The sequence below is a fragment of the Pseudomonas sp. 21LCFQ02 genome, assembly GCF_024129895.2.
GTDB lineage: Bacteria > Pseudomonadota > Gammaproteobacteria > Pseudomonadales > Pseudomonadaceae > Aquipseudomonas.
Genome location: NZ_CM178749.1, coordinates 5085483 through 5103158 on the forward strand (window position 1 = coordinate 5085483; position 17676 = coordinate 5103158).

15 protein-coding genes are annotated in these 17676 nt (G+C 61.9%); 11 read left to right on the forward strand and 4 right to left on the reverse strand.

Annotated features, from left to right (window positions below; all coding sequences use genetic code 11):
• Nucleotides 1-96: 96 nt before the first annotated feature.
• On the forward strand, nt 97-2238 hold the full coding sequence (locus NJC40_RS22975) for a TonB-dependent receptor (protein WP_253142444.1): 2142 nt from the start codon (nt 97-99) through the stop codon (nt 2236-2238).
• 240 nt (nt 2239-2478) lie between these two features.
• On the opposite strand, the gene NJC40_RS22980 is transcribed toward NJC40_RS22975, so the two are convergent.
• From NJC40_RS22980 to NJC40_RS22990, 3 genes are all read right to left on the reverse strand, one after another.
• Nucleotides 2479-3381: a DUF4214 domain-containing protein gene (locus NJC40_RS22980; RefSeq protein ID WP_253142445.1), complete on the reverse strand. Its 903-nt coding sequence runs from the start codon at nt 3379-3381 to the stop codon at nt 2479-2481.
• Between the two features lie 117 nt (nt 3382-3498).
• Nucleotides 3499-3660, reverse strand: coding sequence for a hypothetical protein (locus NJC40_RS22985; protein WP_253142446.1), 162 nt, complete (start codon nt 3658-3660; stop codon nt 3499-3501).
• 21 nt (nt 3661-3681) lie between these two features.
• Entirely contained in the window at nt 3682-3936 is a 255-nt protein-coding gene (locus NJC40_RS22990; RefSeq protein WP_045492235.1) for a hypothetical protein, read from the reverse strand.
• A gap of 162 nt (nt 3937-4098) precedes the next feature.
• Between NJC40_RS22990 and NJC40_RS22995 the strand changes: the two genes are divergently transcribed.
• The gene (locus NJC40_RS22995; RefSeq protein ID WP_045492236.1) at nt 4099-4437 is read left to right on the forward strand and encodes an FKBP-type peptidyl-prolyl cis-trans isomerase; all 339 of its coding nucleotides are present in this window, start codon (nt 4099-4101) and stop codon (nt 4435-4437) included.
• Nucleotides 4438-4442: 5 nt separating this feature from the next.
• On the opposite strand, the gene NJC40_RS23000 is transcribed toward NJC40_RS22995, so the two are convergent.
• Nucleotides 4443-4931, reverse strand: a complete 489-nt coding sequence (locus NJC40_RS23000; protein WP_253142447.1) for a DUF3237 domain-containing protein — start codon at nt 4929-4931, stop codon at nt 4443-4445.
• Between the two features lie 117 nt (nt 4932-5048).
• On the opposite strand from NJC40_RS23000, the gene NJC40_RS23005 reads away from it, so the two are divergent.
• The 9 genes from NJC40_RS23005 to NJC40_RS23045 all read left to right on the forward strand — a co-directional run bounded on the left by NJC40_RS23005 (nt 5049) and on the right by NJC40_RS23045 (nt 17667).
• Nucleotides 5049-6710 carry a tannase/feruloyl esterase family alpha/beta hydrolase gene (locus tag NJC40_RS23005; protein WP_253142448.1) on the forward strand — a complete coding sequence of 554 codons (1662 nt, stop codon included), beginning with the start codon at nt 5049-5051 and terminating at the stop codon, nt 6708-6710.
• A 410-nt stretch (nt 6711-7120) separates the two neighbouring features.
• Nucleotides 7121-7678 carry a nucleotidyltransferase family protein gene (locus tag NJC40_RS23010; protein WP_253142449.1) on the forward strand — a complete coding sequence of 186 codons (558 nt, stop codon included), beginning with the start codon at nt 7121-7123 and terminating at the stop codon, nt 7676-7678.
• A 233-nt stretch (nt 7679-7911) separates the two neighbouring features.
• Nucleotides 7912-8910: an ABC transporter substrate-binding protein gene (locus NJC40_RS23015; protein WP_253142450.1), complete on the forward strand. Its 999-nt coding sequence runs from the start codon at nt 7912-7914 to the stop codon at nt 8908-8910.
• A 235-nt stretch (nt 8911-9145) separates the two neighbouring features.
• Complete coding sequence (locus NJC40_RS23020) at nt 9146-11698, forward strand: TonB-dependent receptor plug domain-containing protein (protein ID WP_253142451.1); 2553 nt, start codon at nt 9146-9148, stop codon at nt 11696-11698.
• A gap of 72 nt (nt 11699-11770) precedes the next feature.
• Complete coding sequence (locus NJC40_RS23025; RefSeq protein ID WP_253142452.1) at nt 11771-12634, forward strand: TauD/TfdA dioxygenase family protein; 864 nt, start codon at nt 11771-11773, stop codon at nt 12632-12634.
• Nucleotides 12631-13986: an LLM class flavin-dependent oxidoreductase gene (locus NJC40_RS23030; RefSeq protein WP_197540962.1), complete on the forward strand. Its 1356-nt coding sequence runs from the start codon at nt 12631-12633 to the stop codon at nt 13984-13986. Before NJC40_RS23025 ends, NJC40_RS23030 begins: the two co-directional genes overlap by 4 nt.
• A 292-nt stretch (nt 13987-14278) precedes the next feature.
• On the forward strand, nt 14279-15382 hold the full coding sequence (locus tag NJC40_RS23035; RefSeq protein ID WP_253142453.1) for an LLM class flavin-dependent oxidoreductase: 1104 nt from the start codon (nt 14279-14281) through the stop codon (nt 15380-15382).
• Nucleotides 15383-15502: 120 nt separating this feature from the next.
• Nucleotides 15503-16849 (forward strand): LLM class flavin-dependent oxidoreductase, encoded by a 1347-nt coding sequence (locus NJC40_RS23040; RefSeq protein WP_045492251.1) that lies wholly within the window; start codon nt 15503-15505, stop codon nt 16847-16849.
• Nucleotides 16846-17667, forward strand: a complete 822-nt coding sequence (locus tag NJC40_RS23045; RefSeq protein ID WP_253142454.1) for an NADPH-dependent oxidoreductase — start codon at nt 16846-16848, stop codon at nt 17665-17667. The genes NJC40_RS23040 and NJC40_RS23045 overlap by 4 nt, the downstream gene beginning before the upstream one ends.
• Nucleotides 17668-17676 lie beyond the last annotated feature (9 nt).

The window sequence follows — 17676 nt, forward strand, 5'->3', positions numbered from 1 at the left end:
TGTGGGGCGGGCGAACTGCCGCCGACTTTCCAGTGCCCGCCGCTCAGCAGTTTCCGACATCACGACCCCGATCGCTGCATGACAGGAAACGTATCAATGCCCAACATCCCTTATCCTTTGCAACCGCTGCTGCTGGCCATGACTCTGGGCGTCCCGGCGCTGGCCAGTGCTACCGAAGAAGACCGTTTGCCCACGGTGACGGTCACCGCCGAACACCGCGAAGAAAACCTGCAAAAAACCCCGGTGGCGATCAGCGCCTTTGACCAGACCACCTTGCAGGACCAGCAAATCAACAACGTGCGTGACCTGTCTGGCCGGGTGCCGAACCTGACCCTGCCGCGTCAGTCGATTTCCTACAGCGCACAGACCTACGGGATCCGCGGGATCGGCGAGACCGACCCGATCCAGGAAGCGGCTGTTGCGGTGTATGCCGATGACCTGTACATCCCCCGCGCCATTTCATCGATGCTGGACTTCAACGATGTGGAACGGGTCGAGGTGTTGCGTGGCCCGCAAGGCACGCTGTACGGCCGCAATAGCGCGGCCGGGGCGATCCGGGTCATCACCCGTGACCCCGACCAGAGCAGCCGTGGTTTCTTCGAGCTGGGCGCCGGCAACTATGACGCGCGTAACGCTCGCCTGCTGGTCAGTGGCCCGCTGGTGGACAACACCCTGTATGGCAGCTTCTCGGCGATTCGCCTGACCCGCGACGGCACCGTGCACAACCGCACCACCGACAAGGACGTCAATAACGTCGACATCCAGAGTTATCGCGGCAAGCTGCGCTGGGCGCCGGACCAATCGCCGTGGGATGTGCAACTGACCCTGGCCGCCACCGTCGACCGTGGCGATACCACCAGCTACACGCCATTCAACGTGGCCAACGAGCACTATGACAAGTTCACCACCTACAACAGCCTGACGCCGAAGAACAAGCTCGACCAGGGCAGCGCCGTGCTGCGGGCGATCTACAGCATCGACGATAACCTCAAGTTCAAGTCGGTCACCGCCTGGTCCGAGTTCGACCAGCCGGTGGACTACGACAACTCCGGTAAAGCCAATAGCGGCAATGCCTCGCCGATCCAGAACAACCTGATCACCTACAAGCAGCGTTATGCGACCCAGGAGTTCCAACTCAATGGTGACTATGACCGCTTCAGCTACACCCTGGGCCTGTTCCTTTATAAAGAGCGCTTTCGTGCCGAGCGCGACAGCCTGACCTACTCGGTAGCGACCGACCGGGTCAACGCCAGCGGCCAGTACAGCACCACAGACACCGAAAGCTACGCGCTGTATGGCCAGAGCAATTACAAGCTGACCCCGCGCCTGTCGCTGACCACCGGGCTGCGCTACACCTACGAGCACAAGAACTTCGATTACCAGAACTACGCCATTACCCCGGCGCGGCAAATCACCGGCATCAACTTCAGTGCCGAACCCAGCGAGTCGTGGTCTTCAGTCAGCCCTAAAATTGGTCTGGAATACGCCTGGACCGATGATCTGATCCAGTACGGATATGTCGCCCGCGGCTTCAAGGCCGGCGGCTTCGACAACCGCGCCCCGACCCGGGTAGCGGCTGAACAGGGCTTTGACCCGGAAAACGTCACCACTTACGAAATCGGCTTCAAGGGCGACTTTGCCGACGGCCGCCTGCGCAGCAACCTCGCGTTCTTTTACAACGATTATGACGACCTGCAGACCAACGCCTGGGACCCGGCGATCAGCGCCAACCTGCGCACCAACGTCGGCAGCGCCCACACCTGTGGTGTAGAACTGGAAAACACCGCACTGCTGACCCGCGACCTGCGCCTGACCGCTAACCTCGGTTACCTGAAAAGCCAGTACGACGACTTCCAGAATGCCAGTGGTCCGGGGGTAAGTGCCGACGGCAAGGAAATGATCTTCGCCCCCAAATGGAACGCCAGCCTGGGCCTGAGCTGGACGGTGCCGGTGAACCTGCCCGGCGCGCTGGTGGCCAGCACCGATTATCAATACCAGACCCGCTCATACGCCAACCCGCTCAACGCCGACATCTACGAGGTGCCGGCCCAGGGCTTCTGGAATGCGGCCACCAGCTACAGCAGCGGCGACGGGCACTGGACCACCACGGTTTCGGTGAAAAACATCCTCGACCGCGCCTATCCGCAAGGGGTGAGCTATTCAGCGGCGAGCAACACCTCGCACTACGTGATCAACGACCCACGCACCGTGCTGTTGAGCGTGCAGTACGATCTTTGATGCTACCGGGCCAATACGGGTCCATTAGCGTGGAGAGAGTGGCCGGCCGGCGCTCCGGCTACCGACCAACAGGCCAGCAGATTCGCAGCAGATGCAGTGATTTTACTGACCTGCTCGCGAGCAGAGCACCCTCCCACAAGGTGCCGAGTAAGCACAAAACCAATGCTCGACACAAAACTGTGGGAGGCAGTTCTGCTGGCGAATGCAGCGCCCTGCGGGCCTGATTGAGCAGAAGTGGTATCAGCCCAGAATCGAAAACTCAAATCCGGTGCTAGTGATCGCAATGCCAGATATATCAATTGTCACCGTGTCCTTGTCAGTCACGGTGAAAATGCTTCGTGTCGCACCATCGCCGACGTTGAGGACGTTTACATCCTTAAAGTCTTTGAACACATTATTGGCATCTACGATGCTCAAGGTCGTGCCCCCCAACTGAATCGAGGCCCCCACAGGCATGTCGGCGTATATCTTCAAGCGGGTGCCATTCACGTCGAGCTTGATCTGATTGAACGAATTCGGGATGTCCCACTCATCTCCTGAGCCGACCGTAAAGGTAGCCAGCGTTGTATCGTCCGTTGAAAAAGCGCCCAGCGTACGGCCTTCAAAACTGATCGCTTTAGGCGTTGCTGGCGCAACGACGGGATTATCAAAGTAATTATTGATCGCCTGTGCCACGGTCAGTGAGCCTGCGTCACTGGTGACGTAGGTCAACATTGCCTTGGCGTAGACAAGATTGTTTCCAGACACTGACGCCGCGAACTTCTGACCGACCTCAAGCTTGTTTTGCAGCAGTTGCTGGTCACTGCCGGTGCCATTCACGATCGCATCGATAAACTCGTGAATCATGACGGCGCGGTCCTGCAAACTATCCAGACGCCCCTGCCAATACTGGCCACCCCCAATATCGGGGGAGCGACTCAACGCGTTCTGGTACAGGCTATTCAACAGCCCCTGATCAGCGATGTCAGGCCCGACCATCAAAGTCGCTTCTTTACTGAGCAAAAAACTGCTAATGACCTCATCGAAGGTCAAACCTGCATCCATCTGCGCATTCCAATAAGCCAGCCCGCCTTGATCAGGGGCGCGTCCGAAGGCGGCCACATACAGGGCGGTTATGGACTGGGAATTATCGAGAGCGGCCATGAGCGTTCCTTGGTGGTTTTTATTAGAGTAGGAACCCATTCTGCCACTATCACCTGTGCCTCAGGAATACCTATCCGGTTGACGATTCATGATGAGAGGACGGTAGCGAGTCCGGGGCTAGCTCCTCAAGATCCGCAATAGCTGGCTCATCGGTGGCCGGTAACCGGTCAGGGTCACCGGGCCACTAAGGATCAGCGTCGGGCAGATCAAGAGGTGCAGGCTCCAGCGGCTGATCAACAGGCAGCGTAGCCGCGTGGTCAGCACTCTGATCGGTCGCATCTGCGTCACTTGACATGGCATCTACTGCGCATCGATCTGGCTATCGGTATCGGCACCGCCATTTCTGCGCTGGGTCTGGGCGTCCTGATCCGAGCCTGGATTGCCGGGCGGTGGACTCCAGTCGACGGGCCTTTTTTCAGCACCATGTTCATCAACGCCCTGATGCGGCTCGGAAGCGGTCTGCTCCAGGCCAGAACCATGCCCTTCCCCGGTATCAGCGACCCTTTCCGCAGGGTCCGGATATGCACTTTGCGGTCCGTTGTGTTCGATGGTCATGATGGCTCTCCTGTCTGGGCACAGAACGTCTGCGCATACAGGTCAGAGAAAGCCGCCGGTAATGAAGTGCAGCGCAGCCGACGAGCGGCAGACGGCCACTTGCGCCGCAGGGCGTTTCCTGCGAAAAAGCCCGCCCTTTCTTTGTTCATAACGAGCACCCGCATGAGCGATACCCTGCAAATCACCGACCTGCATGAAGGCGACGGCAAGGCCGTGGTCAAGGGCGCCCTGATCACCACGCACTACACCGGCTGGCTGGCCGACGGCACGGTGTTCGACTCATCCGCCGAACGCGGCAAGCCGTTTCAGTGTGTGATCGGCACCGGTCGGGTCATCAAGGGCTGGGATCAAGGCCTGATGGGCATGCGCGTCGGCGGCAAGCGCAAACTGCGGGTGCCGGCGGCGCTGGGTTATGGCGACCGCAAGGTCGGCAGTATCCCGCCAGGCTCGGATCTGACCTTTGAGATCGAACTGCTGGAAGTGCTGACCCGCGACGACTGAGGGGTTCAGTAAATCCGGTAAGCCTTGATCGACACCGCATTGCGCGCCGGTCGCAGGCTGGTCAGGGTGCCGATGAACAGTGACTGGTTAAGCCACTCGTAACGGCCTTTGGGCGCATCGACGGTGATGCGCGAAAACGCATAGCGCTCGGCGCCTTCGCCGCGCACCAGCACCTGATTGCGCACGCTGAGGATCACCCCGTCGTCGGTCTGCATCTCGTAGATCGCGTCCAGCTCGCGCACGCCGTCGCTGCGGATCAACTGCCGGTCAGCGCCGCCCGCCAGCACCTTGCCGGCCAGGCCTTTACCGTGAAACTCACCGCCAGCAATCGGCACCATGCGCCGCTCGCCCAGCGGTCCCTGGCCAAGGCTGACCGCAGGTTCAATATCGACGATGGCCTCATAAACCAGCTCGCTGCGCGGTGGCGCGCTTTCAGCGGCATGGGCTTGATGGACGGCAAGCAAGGCAAGCGACAGAACGATGGGATGACGCATGGAGAAACTCCATTTTGTTGTTGTAGGTAAGGAAAAGCTTGACCGGGCATTTAGTTAATACTATTAACTTTATAGCTCGTCTTTCCCAACTACCACAACAAGCAAAGGGAATTCTTAATGTCATTGGTTACTCGCCTTACCTTCTGCAGCCTGCCGCTTTTCGCTTTTCCGGTTGTCGCTCAGGCGGCCAGCGACGCCTGCGCCGGGCTCGCCAGTAACGATCCGCAGGTGCAACTGCTCAAGACCCTCAATGTGCCCGCCGGTGAAATCCCCAAAGCCAACCCCGGCCGCGCCGCACTGACCGGCCAGGCCCTGTCCAAAGCCGCGATGCCGGCCCATTGCCTGGTTGAGGGGCTGATCAACCCGCGTCAGGGCAGCGACGGCCAGGCGTACGGCATTCGCTTCGAGCTGCGCATGCCGCAGGACTGGAACGGCCGCTTTCTGTTCCAGGGCGGTGGCGGCATGGACGGGGTGGTGAACCAGGCGCTGGGCGCCATTCCGTTTCGCGGCGCCAGCGCCCTGCCCGCGCTCAACCGTGGCTATGCGGTGGTGGCCACCGATTCCGGGCATGCGGGCAAAGACAGCAGTGATGCGCGTTTCGGCCTCGACCAGCAGGCGCGGCTGGACTACGCCTACGCGGCCATCGGCCAGGTAACCCGCCAGGCCAAACAGCTGCTGGCCGAGCATTACGGGCGTGGCCCCGAGCACAGTGTGTTCATGGGCTGCTCCAATGGCGGGCGGGCGGCGTTAATGGCCGCGCAACGCTTCCCGACCGAGTTCGACGGCATCATTGCCGGCAACCCCGGTCTGCGCCTGTCGCGCGCCGCCGTGGCACAGGCCTGGGACACCCGCGCTCTGGAAGCTGCAGCACCGCGCACCGCTGCCGGTGAGCCGATCCTCGCCCAATCCCTGACCCGTGACGACATGAGCCTAGTCAGCCGCAAGGTGCTGGAACGCTGCGATGCGCTGGACGGTGCCCGCGACGGCAGCATTGATGCCATGAGCCAGTGCCGCTTCGACCCCGCTGACCTGCAATGCACCGCTGACGGCCAGGGCCAGTGCCTGTCGGCCGCCAAGGTCCAGGCTTTGCGCACGGTGTTCGACGGCGCCAAAGACAGCCAGGGCCGCAGCTTGTACGCCAACTGGCCGTGGGATGCCGGGATTGCCAGCGATGGCTGGCGAGCCTGGAAGCTGGGCACCTCGCAAACCGGCCAGCCCAATGCGCGCAACGCCACCCTGACGCCCAACTCGCTGGGCTATTACTTCATGACCCCGCCCAACCCCAACCTGACCCTGGCTGAAGTGGACTTCGACCAGGCAGCCGCCGCCGTGGCAGAAACCGGCGCCATCAACGACCCGACCGGCACTCAGCTGTCGAGCTTCATCGCCAATGGCGGCAAGCTGATCGTGATCCACGGCAACAGTGACCCGGTATTCTCGGCCAACGACCTGCGTCATTACTGGCACCGTCTGGCGCGTGACAACGGCGGCCAGCAACCGCTCGGCCAGTGGGCACGGCTGTTCATGGTGCCGGGTATGGCGCACTGCGGCGATGGCCCGGCGCTGGACAACTTCGATCCGTTACAGGCCTTGCAAGACTGGCAAGACCACAACACACCACCGCAGCAGTTGATCGCCACCGGCAACGCCTTCCCCGGCCGCAGCCGGCCGCTGTGCCCCTACCCGCTCGAAGCCCGCTACAGCGGCCAGGGCGATATGCAGAACGCTGAGTCCTTTACCTGCAGCTTGCCGGATACTCAGCAACATGCCGTCCGTTAGACGTGCAGACCAAAAAACTGTCGATATAGCAAAAGGCTTACACAGGATAGCGAACAATTGCCATTTGCCTGCATGGCCGACACGCCTATATTTGGATCCAACCACTGGTGAACAGGAAGCTCACCAGGATCAAGGATGATCGACCGTGAAAGGATACTGCTGACAGGGAGTTGGAACGGTATGGACAAAGAACCCGCTTCGGCGGGTTTTTTATGCGTGCGGCAAAAGTCTCTGCTTCCCCCATGACAATGCCTCGCCAAATGGACTCGCACGGCGAGCGAATGACAGAGCCAGCATGACCGGACTATCTCCCTCGTTCGTGCCGCAGCAGTCGCCGCAGAGCGGCCTCCCACATCCGTTGACTGCAATCTCGGGTAACCTCGGCTGATCCACACCAACCGAGAACACGCATGTCTTTGACCCACCAGCAACTGATAGCCATAGCCTCAAACGATCCGGTGAATGCCGAGCTGATCCGGCGCTTGCCCGAACTGGGTCTGGAGCAATGCGCATTGGTTGCCGGTTGTCTGTTCCAGGCCGTGTGGAATCAGCGCTCAGGGCTGGCGCCGGGCTGGGGAATCAAGGACTACGACGTGTTCTACTTCGACACAGACCTGTCGTGGGACGCCGAAGACGCGGTGATTCAGCGAGCCGGAATTCTGTTCAAGGATCTTGATGCAACCATCGAATTCAAGAACCAGGCCCGGGTTCATCTCTGGTACGGCGAGCATTTCGCCAGGCCTTATCCACAGTTGCAATCTACCCGCGACGGTATTGATCGTTACCTGATCGCCGGGACCTGCGTAGGGCTTGAACTCGACAGCGGCGAACTCTATGCGCCTTACGGGCTGGACGATATCGACCAGGGACTGCTGCGCATCAACCCACTGAATGCCGAAGCGGAACTGTTTGCCAACAAGGCCAGCAGCTACCAGGCACGCTGGCCCTGGCTGCGCGTCGTGGACTGAGTCTGAGCAACGGACACAGATGACGCATGGCAGATAGCCAACCCAAAGACATACAAATATCTGATTATTAAAAAATCAATAGATAACCATTTTTCATAATTAGCTTAGAGCGAAAAAGACTTTCACAGTCATTTCTTATAGGGATAAGGTCTGATCCATACCCGACCCCTTTCCTGGTGGAGGCCATTGCCACGATTGATCCAGGACCTTGCGGCCCTGGTCAGGAGCCCTCTATGCCGACCCGTTCCCTGCTCGCCTCGCTGATTGGCACCGCCCTGCTTGGCGGCTCTTTGCTGTTCAGCACTCTGAGCCAGGCCGCCGACCTCGCGCCATTGAAAGTCGCCAACCAAAAATCTTCATACAAGTTGCTGTTGCAGGCGGCCGGTGAACTCAAGGATGTGCCCTACACCATCGATTTTTCCGAGTTTCCGGCCGCCGCGCCGCTGGGCGAAGCCCTGAACGCCGGGGCGGTGGATGTCGGCGGGCTGGGCGATGCGCCTTACGTGTTTGCGCTCGGAGCCGGGTCGCCGTTGAAGGTGGTCAGCATTACCCACGCCGATGGACGCTTCTCGACTTCGATTCTGGTGCCCAAGGATTCACCACTGAAAACCGCTGCCGATCTCAAAGGCAAGCGGGTGGTGACCAACCGTGGTTCCATCGGCCACTTTCTGGTGATCAAGGCGCTGCGCGATGCCGGGCTGCAAAGCTCGGACGTCACCTTCGTCAACCTGTTGCCCAGCGATGCCCGCAGCGCGCTGGAAAGCGGCAACGCCGATGCCTGGTCGACCTGGGATCCCTACACCACCATCGCCATCACCCAGAACGGCGCACGCATTCTGCGCAAGGGTGACGACCTGCTGACCAACCACCTGTACACCGCCGCGACCAGCAAGGCGATTGCCGAGAAGCGCGTGCAGCTCGACGACTTCGTGCAGCGCCTGGACCGCGCCTGGGAATGGGCCAACAAACACCCGAGAGAGTACGCCCAGGCCCAGGCGAAGGTCACCGGCCTGCCGCTGGAAGTGCACCTGGCCAGCGCCGAGGCCACGGAATTCCAGAAAGTCGCGATTACCGACCAGGTGGTCGCCAACCTGCAACAGACCGCCGATATCTACCGCGAGGAAGGCATTCTCAGCAAGCCGGTGGACGTCTCCAAAGGGTTCGATCCGAGCTTCAACACCGTGCGCGGTTTGCCCGCAGCGGCGGCGTTAGCCGCAATACCGTCCAGATAAGCCCTACGGACCCTGTGGGAGCGAGCCTGGTCTGGGCGGCATACCGACGAAGAGGCCAGTAAGTCAGAGCCTCTATTGCGAATGTGCCGCCGTCTTGGCTGAGCAACCGGAGCGCCGGCCTCCCACTCCCGCAGGTCTAATCGAACGGTATTGGTTTTAGCAGCCAGGCGGTCTTCGCGGCTAGCGCGGATCGCCGCCCGACCGCTCTTGCGATGCACCCATAAGGAAATGCTTCATGAATGCATACACCCGTCTGCAGTCAGGCCCGCGCTCGCCCGCGTTTTGCGGTCTGCTGCTGTGTGGCCTGGCCAGTGCAGTCCAGGCTGCCGACGCCGACACCGTGTTGGGCACGGTGTCGGTGATTTCCACCGGCACCCGTGGCAACACCCTGACCGTCGCCGAGAGCCCGTCGCCGATCGATATCATCAGCGGCGAGCAGATTCGCAAGACCGGCAAAGCCAGCCTGCGTGAAGCGCTGGGCAAGATCGTGCCGTCGTTCAGTGCACCGGCCCAGGCCGGTGGCGGGACCTCTTCGTCGGTGCGGCCGGTGTCGATCCGTGGTCTGTCCGGGGATCACCTGCTGGTGCTGGTCAACGGCAAGCGGCGCCACAACACCGCCGTGTACAACAACTTTGCGCGCATCGCCAGCGGCAGCGTGCCGGTGGACCTGGACCTGATTCCCACCGCCGCCATCGAGCGCATCGAACTGCTGCGCGACGGCGCGTCGGCGCAGTATGGCTCCGACGCGATTGCCGGGGTGCTGAACATCATCCTCAAAAGCCAGGCAGAAGGTGGCAGCGCCAGCGTCACCACCGGTCAGCAGCAAGACAAGCCCGGCGACCTGGTACAAACCGCGCTCAATGGCGGCTTCGCGCTGGGCCAGAACGGTGGGTTCTTCAACACCTCACTGGACATTCGCCTGCAAGGCCCATCCTATGCCGCAGGCGATGCTCAAGGCGCCTGGTATTACCCGGTACTCAATGGCCAGTCAGTGCCGTTCGGCACCCCCGGTGCCAGCCCCGACCCACGGGAAGGCTCGGTGGACCGACTGCTGGAGAAAGGCTATGGCCGCTCCAACCGCGACGAGGTCTATAACCTGTCGTACAACGCCGAACTGCCGATTCACGACAACCTCAAGCTGTATTCGTTTTCGACCTACAGCGACCGGACGATTGTCGACACCCGCGGCAGCTTTCGGGCGACCAATCTGGGCTCGATCCCGCAGATCGTCCCCGACGGCTTTCATGCCCAGCGGCTGATCGACGAGCAGGACTTTCAGGTCGCGTTCGGCGGCAAGGGCGATGTCGGCGGCTGGGGTTACGACCTGAGCACCACCTATGGCAAGGACGACGTACGGCTCGGTGCGCAGAACACCCTCAACTCGTCCATCGGCCCCACCAGCAAGACTGACTTCTACCTCGGCTCGCTGGAGTTCGAGCAGTGGACCAGTAACCTGGATTTCACCCGGCCATTCGACATCGGCCTGCCCAGACCGCTGCAGTTTTCAGCCGGGGTCGAGCACCGTTGGGAAAAGTATGTGCAAGGTGCCGGCGAGCCGGACTCCTACCGCGACGGCGGTTATGTGTACCCGGCCGGTCATCCGCGTGCCGGGCAACGCCCTACCGCCGGGCTGCAATCGTTTACCGGCACCTCGGTGGTGGATGCCGGTTCCCTGGACCGCGACAGCGTGGCCTTCTATCTGGACGCCGGCACCAATCTGACCGAGAAGCTCTACACCAGCGCGGCGTTTCGCTTCGAGCACTACGACGACAGCTCGGGCAACACCGCCAGCGGCAAGCTGTCGAGCCGCTATGAACTGGCGCCCGGCCTGGCGTTGCGCGGCACCTTCAATACCGGCTTTCGGGCACCGTCGCTGGCCCAGCAGACCTTCTCGGTGACCCAGAACACCGCGACCCTGCTGCCCGATGGCACCACCCAGTTACTCCTGGCCCGCTACCTGCCGCCAAGTAGCACCGCTGCCCAGGCGCTGGGGGCGCGGGATCTGGAGCCGGAGAAATCCACCAACTTCAGCGTCGGCCTGTCGTGGGAGCCAACCCGCAATGCACGGGTGACGCTGGACGCCTACCGCATCGAGATCAAAGACCGCATCGTCAAGAGCGAGATCATCCGCGACACCGGCACCTCGAGCCGGGTGCGCGACACCCTGGCCTCGCTGGGCATCAACGATTTGTACTCGGCGCAATACAACATGAACGGCGTCGACACCCGCACCGACGGTATCGATCTGGTCAGCGAGTTGCACAGTGACTACGGCCGCTTCGGTACGGTGCGCTGGTCGGCGCAATACAGCTACAACCGCACCACCCTCGAAGGCATCAAGCGCAACGGCACCGTCGACAGCCTGCTGGGCAGCAATTATGTGATTTTCGGTCATCAGGCGCAGACCGACCTGACCGAGGGCTCGCCGCGCGACAAGCTGGTGTTGGGCGGTCACTTGCAGGTCGGAGATTTCATCACCGACCTGCAAGTGAGCCGCTACGGCAAGTACACCGAGGCCGGCACCAGCGCCGCCGCCGATCAGCGTTTCGGCGCCAAGTGGATCACCGATCTGGACGTGACCTACCTGCTGACCGACAACATTTCTCTGTCGCTGGGCGCCAACAACCTGTTCGGCGTACGCCCCGACAAACAGGACCCGACCCCGACCGCCACCGGGTTGGGCAGCAGCAACCCCACCGAGATCAACAACCCCGACGCCTACGGCAGCTTCAGCCCGTACGGGCTGAACGGCGCGTTCTATTACGCGCGGGTTTCGTATGACTGGTAAGCGTCAGTGATTGCTTCGCGGCTAAAGCCGCTCCTCCCACCGCTATTACCGTAACCACAAGAGGACTACAGCATGCCCGCAGAAAACGTTGTATCCATCACTCCACCGCTCAGCGTAAAGCCGCTGGAACCCACTGTCGGGGCCGAGATCAGCGGTATTGATTTGAGTCGCCCGCTGAGTGCTCAGCAACGTGACGAGGTCCACGCGCTGATCCTCAAGCACAAGGTGCTGTTCTTCCGCGACCAGCACATCAACAGCGAACAGCAGATCGCCTTTGCCCGGCAGTTCGGTGAACTGTACGAGCACCCGACCACCAAGAAGCAGGACCACAGCAAGCCCCAGGCCCATCTGATCCTCGCCAGGGAGGCTCGCGAAACCTACGGCAATGCGCCCAAGGGCCGGTGGCACACCGACACCAGCTGGATGCTCAAGCCGACCTGGGGCGCGGTGTTGCGCGCGGTGGCGTTGCCCGAGCTGGGCGGCGATACGGTGTGGGCCGATGCCGGCCTGGTGTATCGCGGGCTGTCTGATGAACTCAAAACGCGCATCGACAACCTGTACGTGACGCATAACTTCAAGTCGTCGCTGGACAAGGTCGGCTATGCCTATCCGATCCTCGCTCACCCGCTGGTGCGCACCCATCCTGAAACAGGCGAAGACGCGATCTTCATCAACTTCTCGATGTCGCCGCAGTTTATCGGCTGGTCGGTAGAAGACAGCAAAGCGCTGGTCGCCGAACTGCTCAAGGAATTCAGCAACCCCGAATACCAGGTGCGCTTCAAGTGGACTCCCGGCACCGTGGCGTTCTGGGACAACCGCGCCCTGCTGCACTACCCGGTCTACAACTACGGCGAATTCGAGCGGGTGATGGAACGGGTGCTGATTGCCGATAACGATATCCCGCACCGGGTGCGCAAGCCTGAGGCGGCGCAATGACCCAGCCACCGGTAAATCGCCAATTGCACCTGGCGCTGTTCGTCAGCCACGCTGGCACGCATCTGGCGGGCTGGCGTTTGCCGGAGGCAGAAACCGGCAATGCGCTGGACATCCGCTGGTATCAGCAGCTTGCGCAAAAGGCCGAGGCGGCCAGGCTGGATATGCTGTTTGTCGCCGACAAACTGGCGCTGGACGATATTCATGGCGGCTCGTTCGACGCCGCCGTGAGCTGGCGACCGAATGGCTCACCGGAACCGCTGGCGCTGCTTTCGGCACTGAGCGTGCTGACCTCGCACATTGGCCTGGGCGCGACCATTTCCACCAGCTACCACCAGCCGTACCACGCGGCCCGCCAGTTCGCCACCCTGGACCACTTCAGCGGCGGCCGCGCGGCATGGAACGCGGTGACCTCGGTCAACGACGGTGAGGCGCGCAACTTCGGCTTCGACCAGCACCTGGGCCATGCCGAGCGTTATGCCAAGGCGGCCGAGTTTCTCGATGTGGTGCGCGGGCTGTGGGACAGCTGGCAAGACGAGGCGATTGTTGCGGACAAGGCCAGCGGTCGTTATGCCGACGCCAGCAAGCTGCACTACCTGAACCACGACGGTGAGCACTTCAAAGTGCGCGGGCCGTTGAACCTGCCGCGCCCGCCGCAGGGCCACCCGGTGCTGATCCAGGCTGGCGTATCGGCTGCGTTCCAGTCGCTGGCCGCGCAAAACGCCGAGGTGGTGTTCCCGGTGCAATCGACGCTGGAAAAGGCCCAGGCGTTCTACCGTATCTTCAAGCAACAGGTGGTGGATGCCGGACGCCAGCCAGACGATGTGAAGGTGCTGCCGGGCCTGTACCCGATCATTGCCGACACCGACCAGCAGGCCCATGAACTGGCCGCACGACTGGACGAATCAATCCTGCCCATCGCCGGCCTGGCGTTCATGTCGGCAAGCATGAACTACGACCTCGCCCGGCACGACCCGACCGCGCCGGTGCCCGACATCCGCGAGCAGATTCGCGGCAGCAAGGGCCGCTTCGACGTGGTGATCGGCAATGCCATCGAAGCCGGCTGGACGCTCGAACAACTGGGCCGCTGGTATGCCTCCAGCCTGGCCTTCGCCAAATTCATCGGCTCGCCGCAAACAGTGGCCGACCAGATGCAGCAGTGGCTGGAACAGAACGCTGCCGACGGCTTCGTGATCATGGCCCCGTACATGCCCGGCGGTGCCGAGCGTTTTCTTGAACAGGTGGTGCCCGAGCTGCAACGCCGCGGGTTATTTCGTACCGAGTATCAAGGCACGACGTTACGAGAACACCTTGGCTTACGAAAACCACAACGGCTGAATAGAGCCAGCCAATAAATAACCATTGAAAATAATATAACGATATTTTTATACGTTCTTTGCATATAAAAACCACCCCTCCTAGTATCGCCCTATTGCCCTGACGTGCATCACGACGCCGCTCCATGCAGAGCGGCGCCCAAGGTGTCTCTAAAAACGTAGGCGAGGCAGCCAGCGCAAGGCAAAAACAGGCGAAGGAGCGGAGTTTACGGTTGTAAATGAGCATCCTGAGCCTGGTTTTAACGCAGCGATGGCAACGCAGGTAGTTTTTAGAGGCACCTTCCACAGGATCAACAGGAGTTTACCCGCTATGAGTCTCGAATTTATCGGCCTGATCGGCCCTCAGGAAGGCAGCGAATCACAGGCACCGCGTGGTCCGGTGGTGGACGTGGCGTTCGTCAAGGCATTGGCCCAGGCCCAGGAATACGGCGGTTTCGACAAAGCCTTGCTGGCGGTCAGCACCAGCTCTGCCGACTCGATGATTCTCGCCAGTTATGCGGCGGCCGTGACCGACAAGCTTGGCCTGCTGGTCGCCCACCGGCCGGGCTTTCAGGCACCGACCTTCGCAGCCCGGCAGTTTGCGACCCTGGATCACCTGAGCAATGGCCGCGCCTCGATCAACGTGATCACTGGTGGCGACAGCGGCGACCTGCAACGCGACGGCGACTTCCTCGACAAGGACGCCCGCTATGCTCGCACCGACGAATACCTGGAGGTGGTGCGCAAGACCTGGACCGGCACCCAACCGTTCGATCATCAGGGCGAACACTACCGCGTCGAAGACAACCTGACCCTGGTCAAGCCGCTGCAAAAGCCCCACCTGCCGATCTACTTCTCGGGCGCCTCCGATGCCGCCGTGGAAGTCGCCGCCAAGCACGCCGACGTGTACATGATGTGGGGCGAGCCGCTGGAGCAGGTGCGCGAGCGCATTGCCAAAGTGCGCAAGGCCGCCGCCAAATATGGCCGCGAGCAACACATTCGTTTCAGCCTGTCGCTGCGGCCGATTCTGGGCGGCACCGAAGCCGAAGCCTGGGCCCGCGCCGAGCGCATTCTGGAAGACGCCCGGCATCTGCATCACCTGCGCCAGGGCAAGCGCCGCGACAAGGTCGGCATCAACAATATCGGCTCGGCGCGGCTGGTCGAACTGGCCAGCCAGCGCAAGGTGCACGACAAACGCCTGTGGACCGAAATCGCCGCGCTGACCGGCGCGGCCGGCAACTCCACCTCGCTGGTCGGCACCGCCGATCAGGTTGCCGAGGCGGCGCTGGATTACTACAACGCCGGTATCACTACTTTTCTGTTCCGCGGCTTCGAGCAACTGCGCGATGCCGCCGAGTATGGCCAAGACCTGCTGCCCCGCATCCGCGCACGGGTCACCCAACAAGGTTCGGCGAAGACCGCCCACACCGGCTGATTGATCTCCTCTGGCAGTGCTGCGCACTGCAATCGCCGGCAGAGCCGCCTCCCACTGGCTATGTGGGAGGCGGCTTTGCCGGCGACAAGGCCAGTAACCCCGATATAAAGGACTCTGATCATGTCTCAACGTCAACTGCACCTGGGCGCCATCCTCACCGGCGTCGGCACCAGCCAGCATGAATGGCTGCACCCGGAAATCCCTGGCGACGCCAGCATCGATATCGACTGGTACAAACAGCAGGCCCGTGCGGCCGAAGCGGCGAAGTTCGACTTTGTGTTCATCGTCGACAGCCCGTATATCACCCCCGACTCCGCACCGCATTTTCTCAACCGCCTGGAACCGCTGACCCTGCTCTCGGCGCTGGCCGGCGCCACCGACAAGATTGGCCTGGTGGCGACCCTGACCACCTCTTACACCGAGCCCTTCAACGTGGCGCGCCAGTTCGGTTCGCTGGACCAGATCAGCCGCGGCCGGGCCGGCTGGAATGTGGTGACCACAGGTCTTGAAGGCGCTGCCGGCAACTTCGGTCGTGAGCAGCACATTGACCATGGCGAGCGTTACCGCCGGGCCCATGAACATGTGGCGGTGGTGCAAGGACTGTGGGACTCCTATGAAGACGATGCCTTCCCGCGTGACAAAGCCGCCAAGCGCTTCATCGACCCGGACAAACAGCATCGCCTCGACCATCAAGGTGAGTTCTTCTCGGTCACCGGGCCGCTGAACATCTCCCGCTCGCCGCAGGGCCAACCGGTGATTTTCCAGGCCGGGGTGTCGGAGTCCGGGCGCGGCCTGGCGGCTTCGATTGCCGAGGGCATCTTTGCCGGCGTCGATAACTTCGAAGATGCTCAGGAGTACTACGCCGACATCAAGCGTCGTGCCGCTGCGGCAGGGCGTAATCCTGAGCAGGTGCTGCTGTTTCCCGGCATCGACCCGATCATTGCTGATACTGACGAACAGGCCCAGGCCATCGAGCGGGCGCGCAAGGGTGAGCTGGACCTGAACAAGGCGCTGATTCAGTTGGGCCGGCCATTCAACTATCACGACTTCAGCCAGTATGACCTCGACGGGCCGTTCCCGGATCTGGGTGAGCTGGGCAGCAACGGTTATCGCGGCCATGCCGAGCGCATCAAGCGCGTGGCCCGCGAGCAGAACCTCAGCGTGCGCCAGGCGGCGCTGCGTTTCGGCCAGCCCTATTCCAGTTTTGTCGGTTCACCGCTGACTGTCGCCAACGAGATCGAACGCTGGTTCCGCGAAGGCGCAGTCGACGGCTTCAACATTCATGTCGGCGCACCGAGCGACTTCGCCCGCTTCACCAACGAGGTATTGCCGATCCTGCGCGAGCGCGGGCTGTTTCGCGACGACTACCGGCACAGCACCCTGCGTGGCCATCTGGGCCTGACGGTGCCACAGAACCGGCACGCGCTGGCCGCTCAGGCCGAACACACCATTGGAGAACCGGCATGAGTACTGTGCAAAGCCTGTGGCAACAACGCTATCGCCAGGCCGATGACTACGCCCCGGCGTTAGCCAACCCGGTGATCGAAGCCCTGCTCGGCCATCGCAGCGTGCGGCAGTATCTGGATACACCGTTGCCCGAGGGCACCCTGGAAACCTTGCTGGCCGCTGCGCAATCAGCGTCAAGTTCGTCCAACCTGCAGGCCTGGAGTCTGCTGGCGGTGCAAGACCCGGCGCGCAAGGCGCGTCTGGCAACGCTGGCCAATGATCAGCAGCACATTCGTCAGGCGCCGCTGTTTCTGGTCTGGCTGGCCGACTTCTCACGCGCCCAGCGGATTGCTGACGTGCAGGGTCTGGAGCTGGAAGTACCGGCCTTGCTCGACAGCCTGCTGGTCGGCAGCCTGGATGCGGCCCTGGCTGCGCAGAACGCGGTGGTCGCAGCCGAATCGCTGGGCCTGGGCACGGTGTACATCGGTGCGCTGCGCAATAACCTGCAGGCGGTGATCGATGAGTTGCAACTGCCGCCGCTGGTGTTTCCGGTGTTCGGTCTGGTGGTCGGGCATCCCGACCCGGCACGCCCGGCAGCGATCAAGCCACGCCTGCCGCAACCTCTGGTGCTGCACCGCGAGACCTATACCATTGCCGACGATGAGCAGCAACGCATCAGCGGCTACGAAGCGCTGGCCGGCGCGTTTGCCCGCGAGCAGGGACAGACCACGCCGTCCTGGAGCGAGCAGGTGCTCAATCGCCTGAAAAGCATTGAGGCGCTGCATGGCCGCGAGCGTATCGCCGAGACTTTACGCGGCCAGAAGCTGGCCCTTCGTTGATTACTGGTG

Bases quoted from the DNA above. Each gene is read 5' to 3' on its own strand.
- NJC40_RS22985 (WP_253142446.1), bottom strand. From the start codon at position 3,660: ATGCGACCGATCAGAGTGCTGACCACGCGGCTACGCTGCCTGTTGATC.
- NJC40_RS23045 (WP_253142454.1), top strand. From the start codon at position 16,846: ATGAGTACTGTGCAAAGCCTGTGGCAACAACGCTATCGCCAGGCCGAT.
- NJC40_RS23020 (WP_253142451.1), top strand. From the start codon at position 9,146: ATGAATGCATACACCCGTCTGCAGTCAGGCCCGCGCTCGCCCGCGTTT.
- NJC40_RS22975 (WP_253142444.1), top strand. From the start codon at position 97: ATGCCCAACATCCCTTATCCTTTGCAACCGCTGCTGCTGGCCATGACT.
- NJC40_RS23010 (WP_253142449.1), top strand. From the start codon at position 7,121: ATGTCTTTGACCCACCAGCAACTGATAGCCATAGCCTCAAACGATCCG.
- NJC40_RS23000 (WP_253142447.1), bottom strand. From the start codon at position 4,931: ATGCGTCATCCCATCGTTCTGTCGCTTGCCTTGCTTGCCGTCCATCAA.
- NJC40_RS23030 (WP_197540962.1), top strand. From the start codon at position 12,631: ATGACCCAGCCACCGGTAAATCGCCAATTGCACCTGGCGCTGTTCGTC.
- NJC40_RS23025 (WP_253142452.1), top strand. From the start codon at position 11,771: ATGCCCGCAGAAAACGTTGTATCCATCACTCCACCGCTCAGCGTAAAG.
- NJC40_RS23015 (WP_253142450.1), top strand. From the start codon at position 7,912: ATGCCGACCCGTTCCCTGCTCGCCTCGCTGATTGGCACCGCCCTGCTT.
- NJC40_RS23005 (WP_253142448.1), top strand. From the start codon at position 5,049: ATGTCATTGGTTACTCGCCTTACCTTCTGCAGCCTGCCGCTTTTCGCT.
- NJC40_RS22990 (WP_045492235.1), bottom strand. From the start codon at position 3,936: ATGACCATCGAACACAACGGACCGCAAAGTGCATATCCGGACCCTGCG.
- NJC40_RS23035 (WP_253142453.1), top strand. From the start codon at position 14,279: ATGAGTCTCGAATTTATCGGCCTGATCGGCCCTCAGGAAGGCAGCGAA.
- NJC40_RS23040 (WP_045492251.1), top strand. From the start codon at position 15,503: ATGTCTCAACGTCAACTGCACCTGGGCGCCATCCTCACCGGCGTCGGC.
- NJC40_RS22980 (WP_253142445.1), bottom strand. From the start codon at position 3,381: ATGGCCGCTCTCGATAATTCCCAGTCCATAACCGCCCTGTATGTGGCC.
- NJC40_RS22995 (WP_045492236.1), top strand. From the start codon at position 4,099: ATGAGCGATACCCTGCAAATCACCGACCTGCATGAAGGCGACGGCAAG.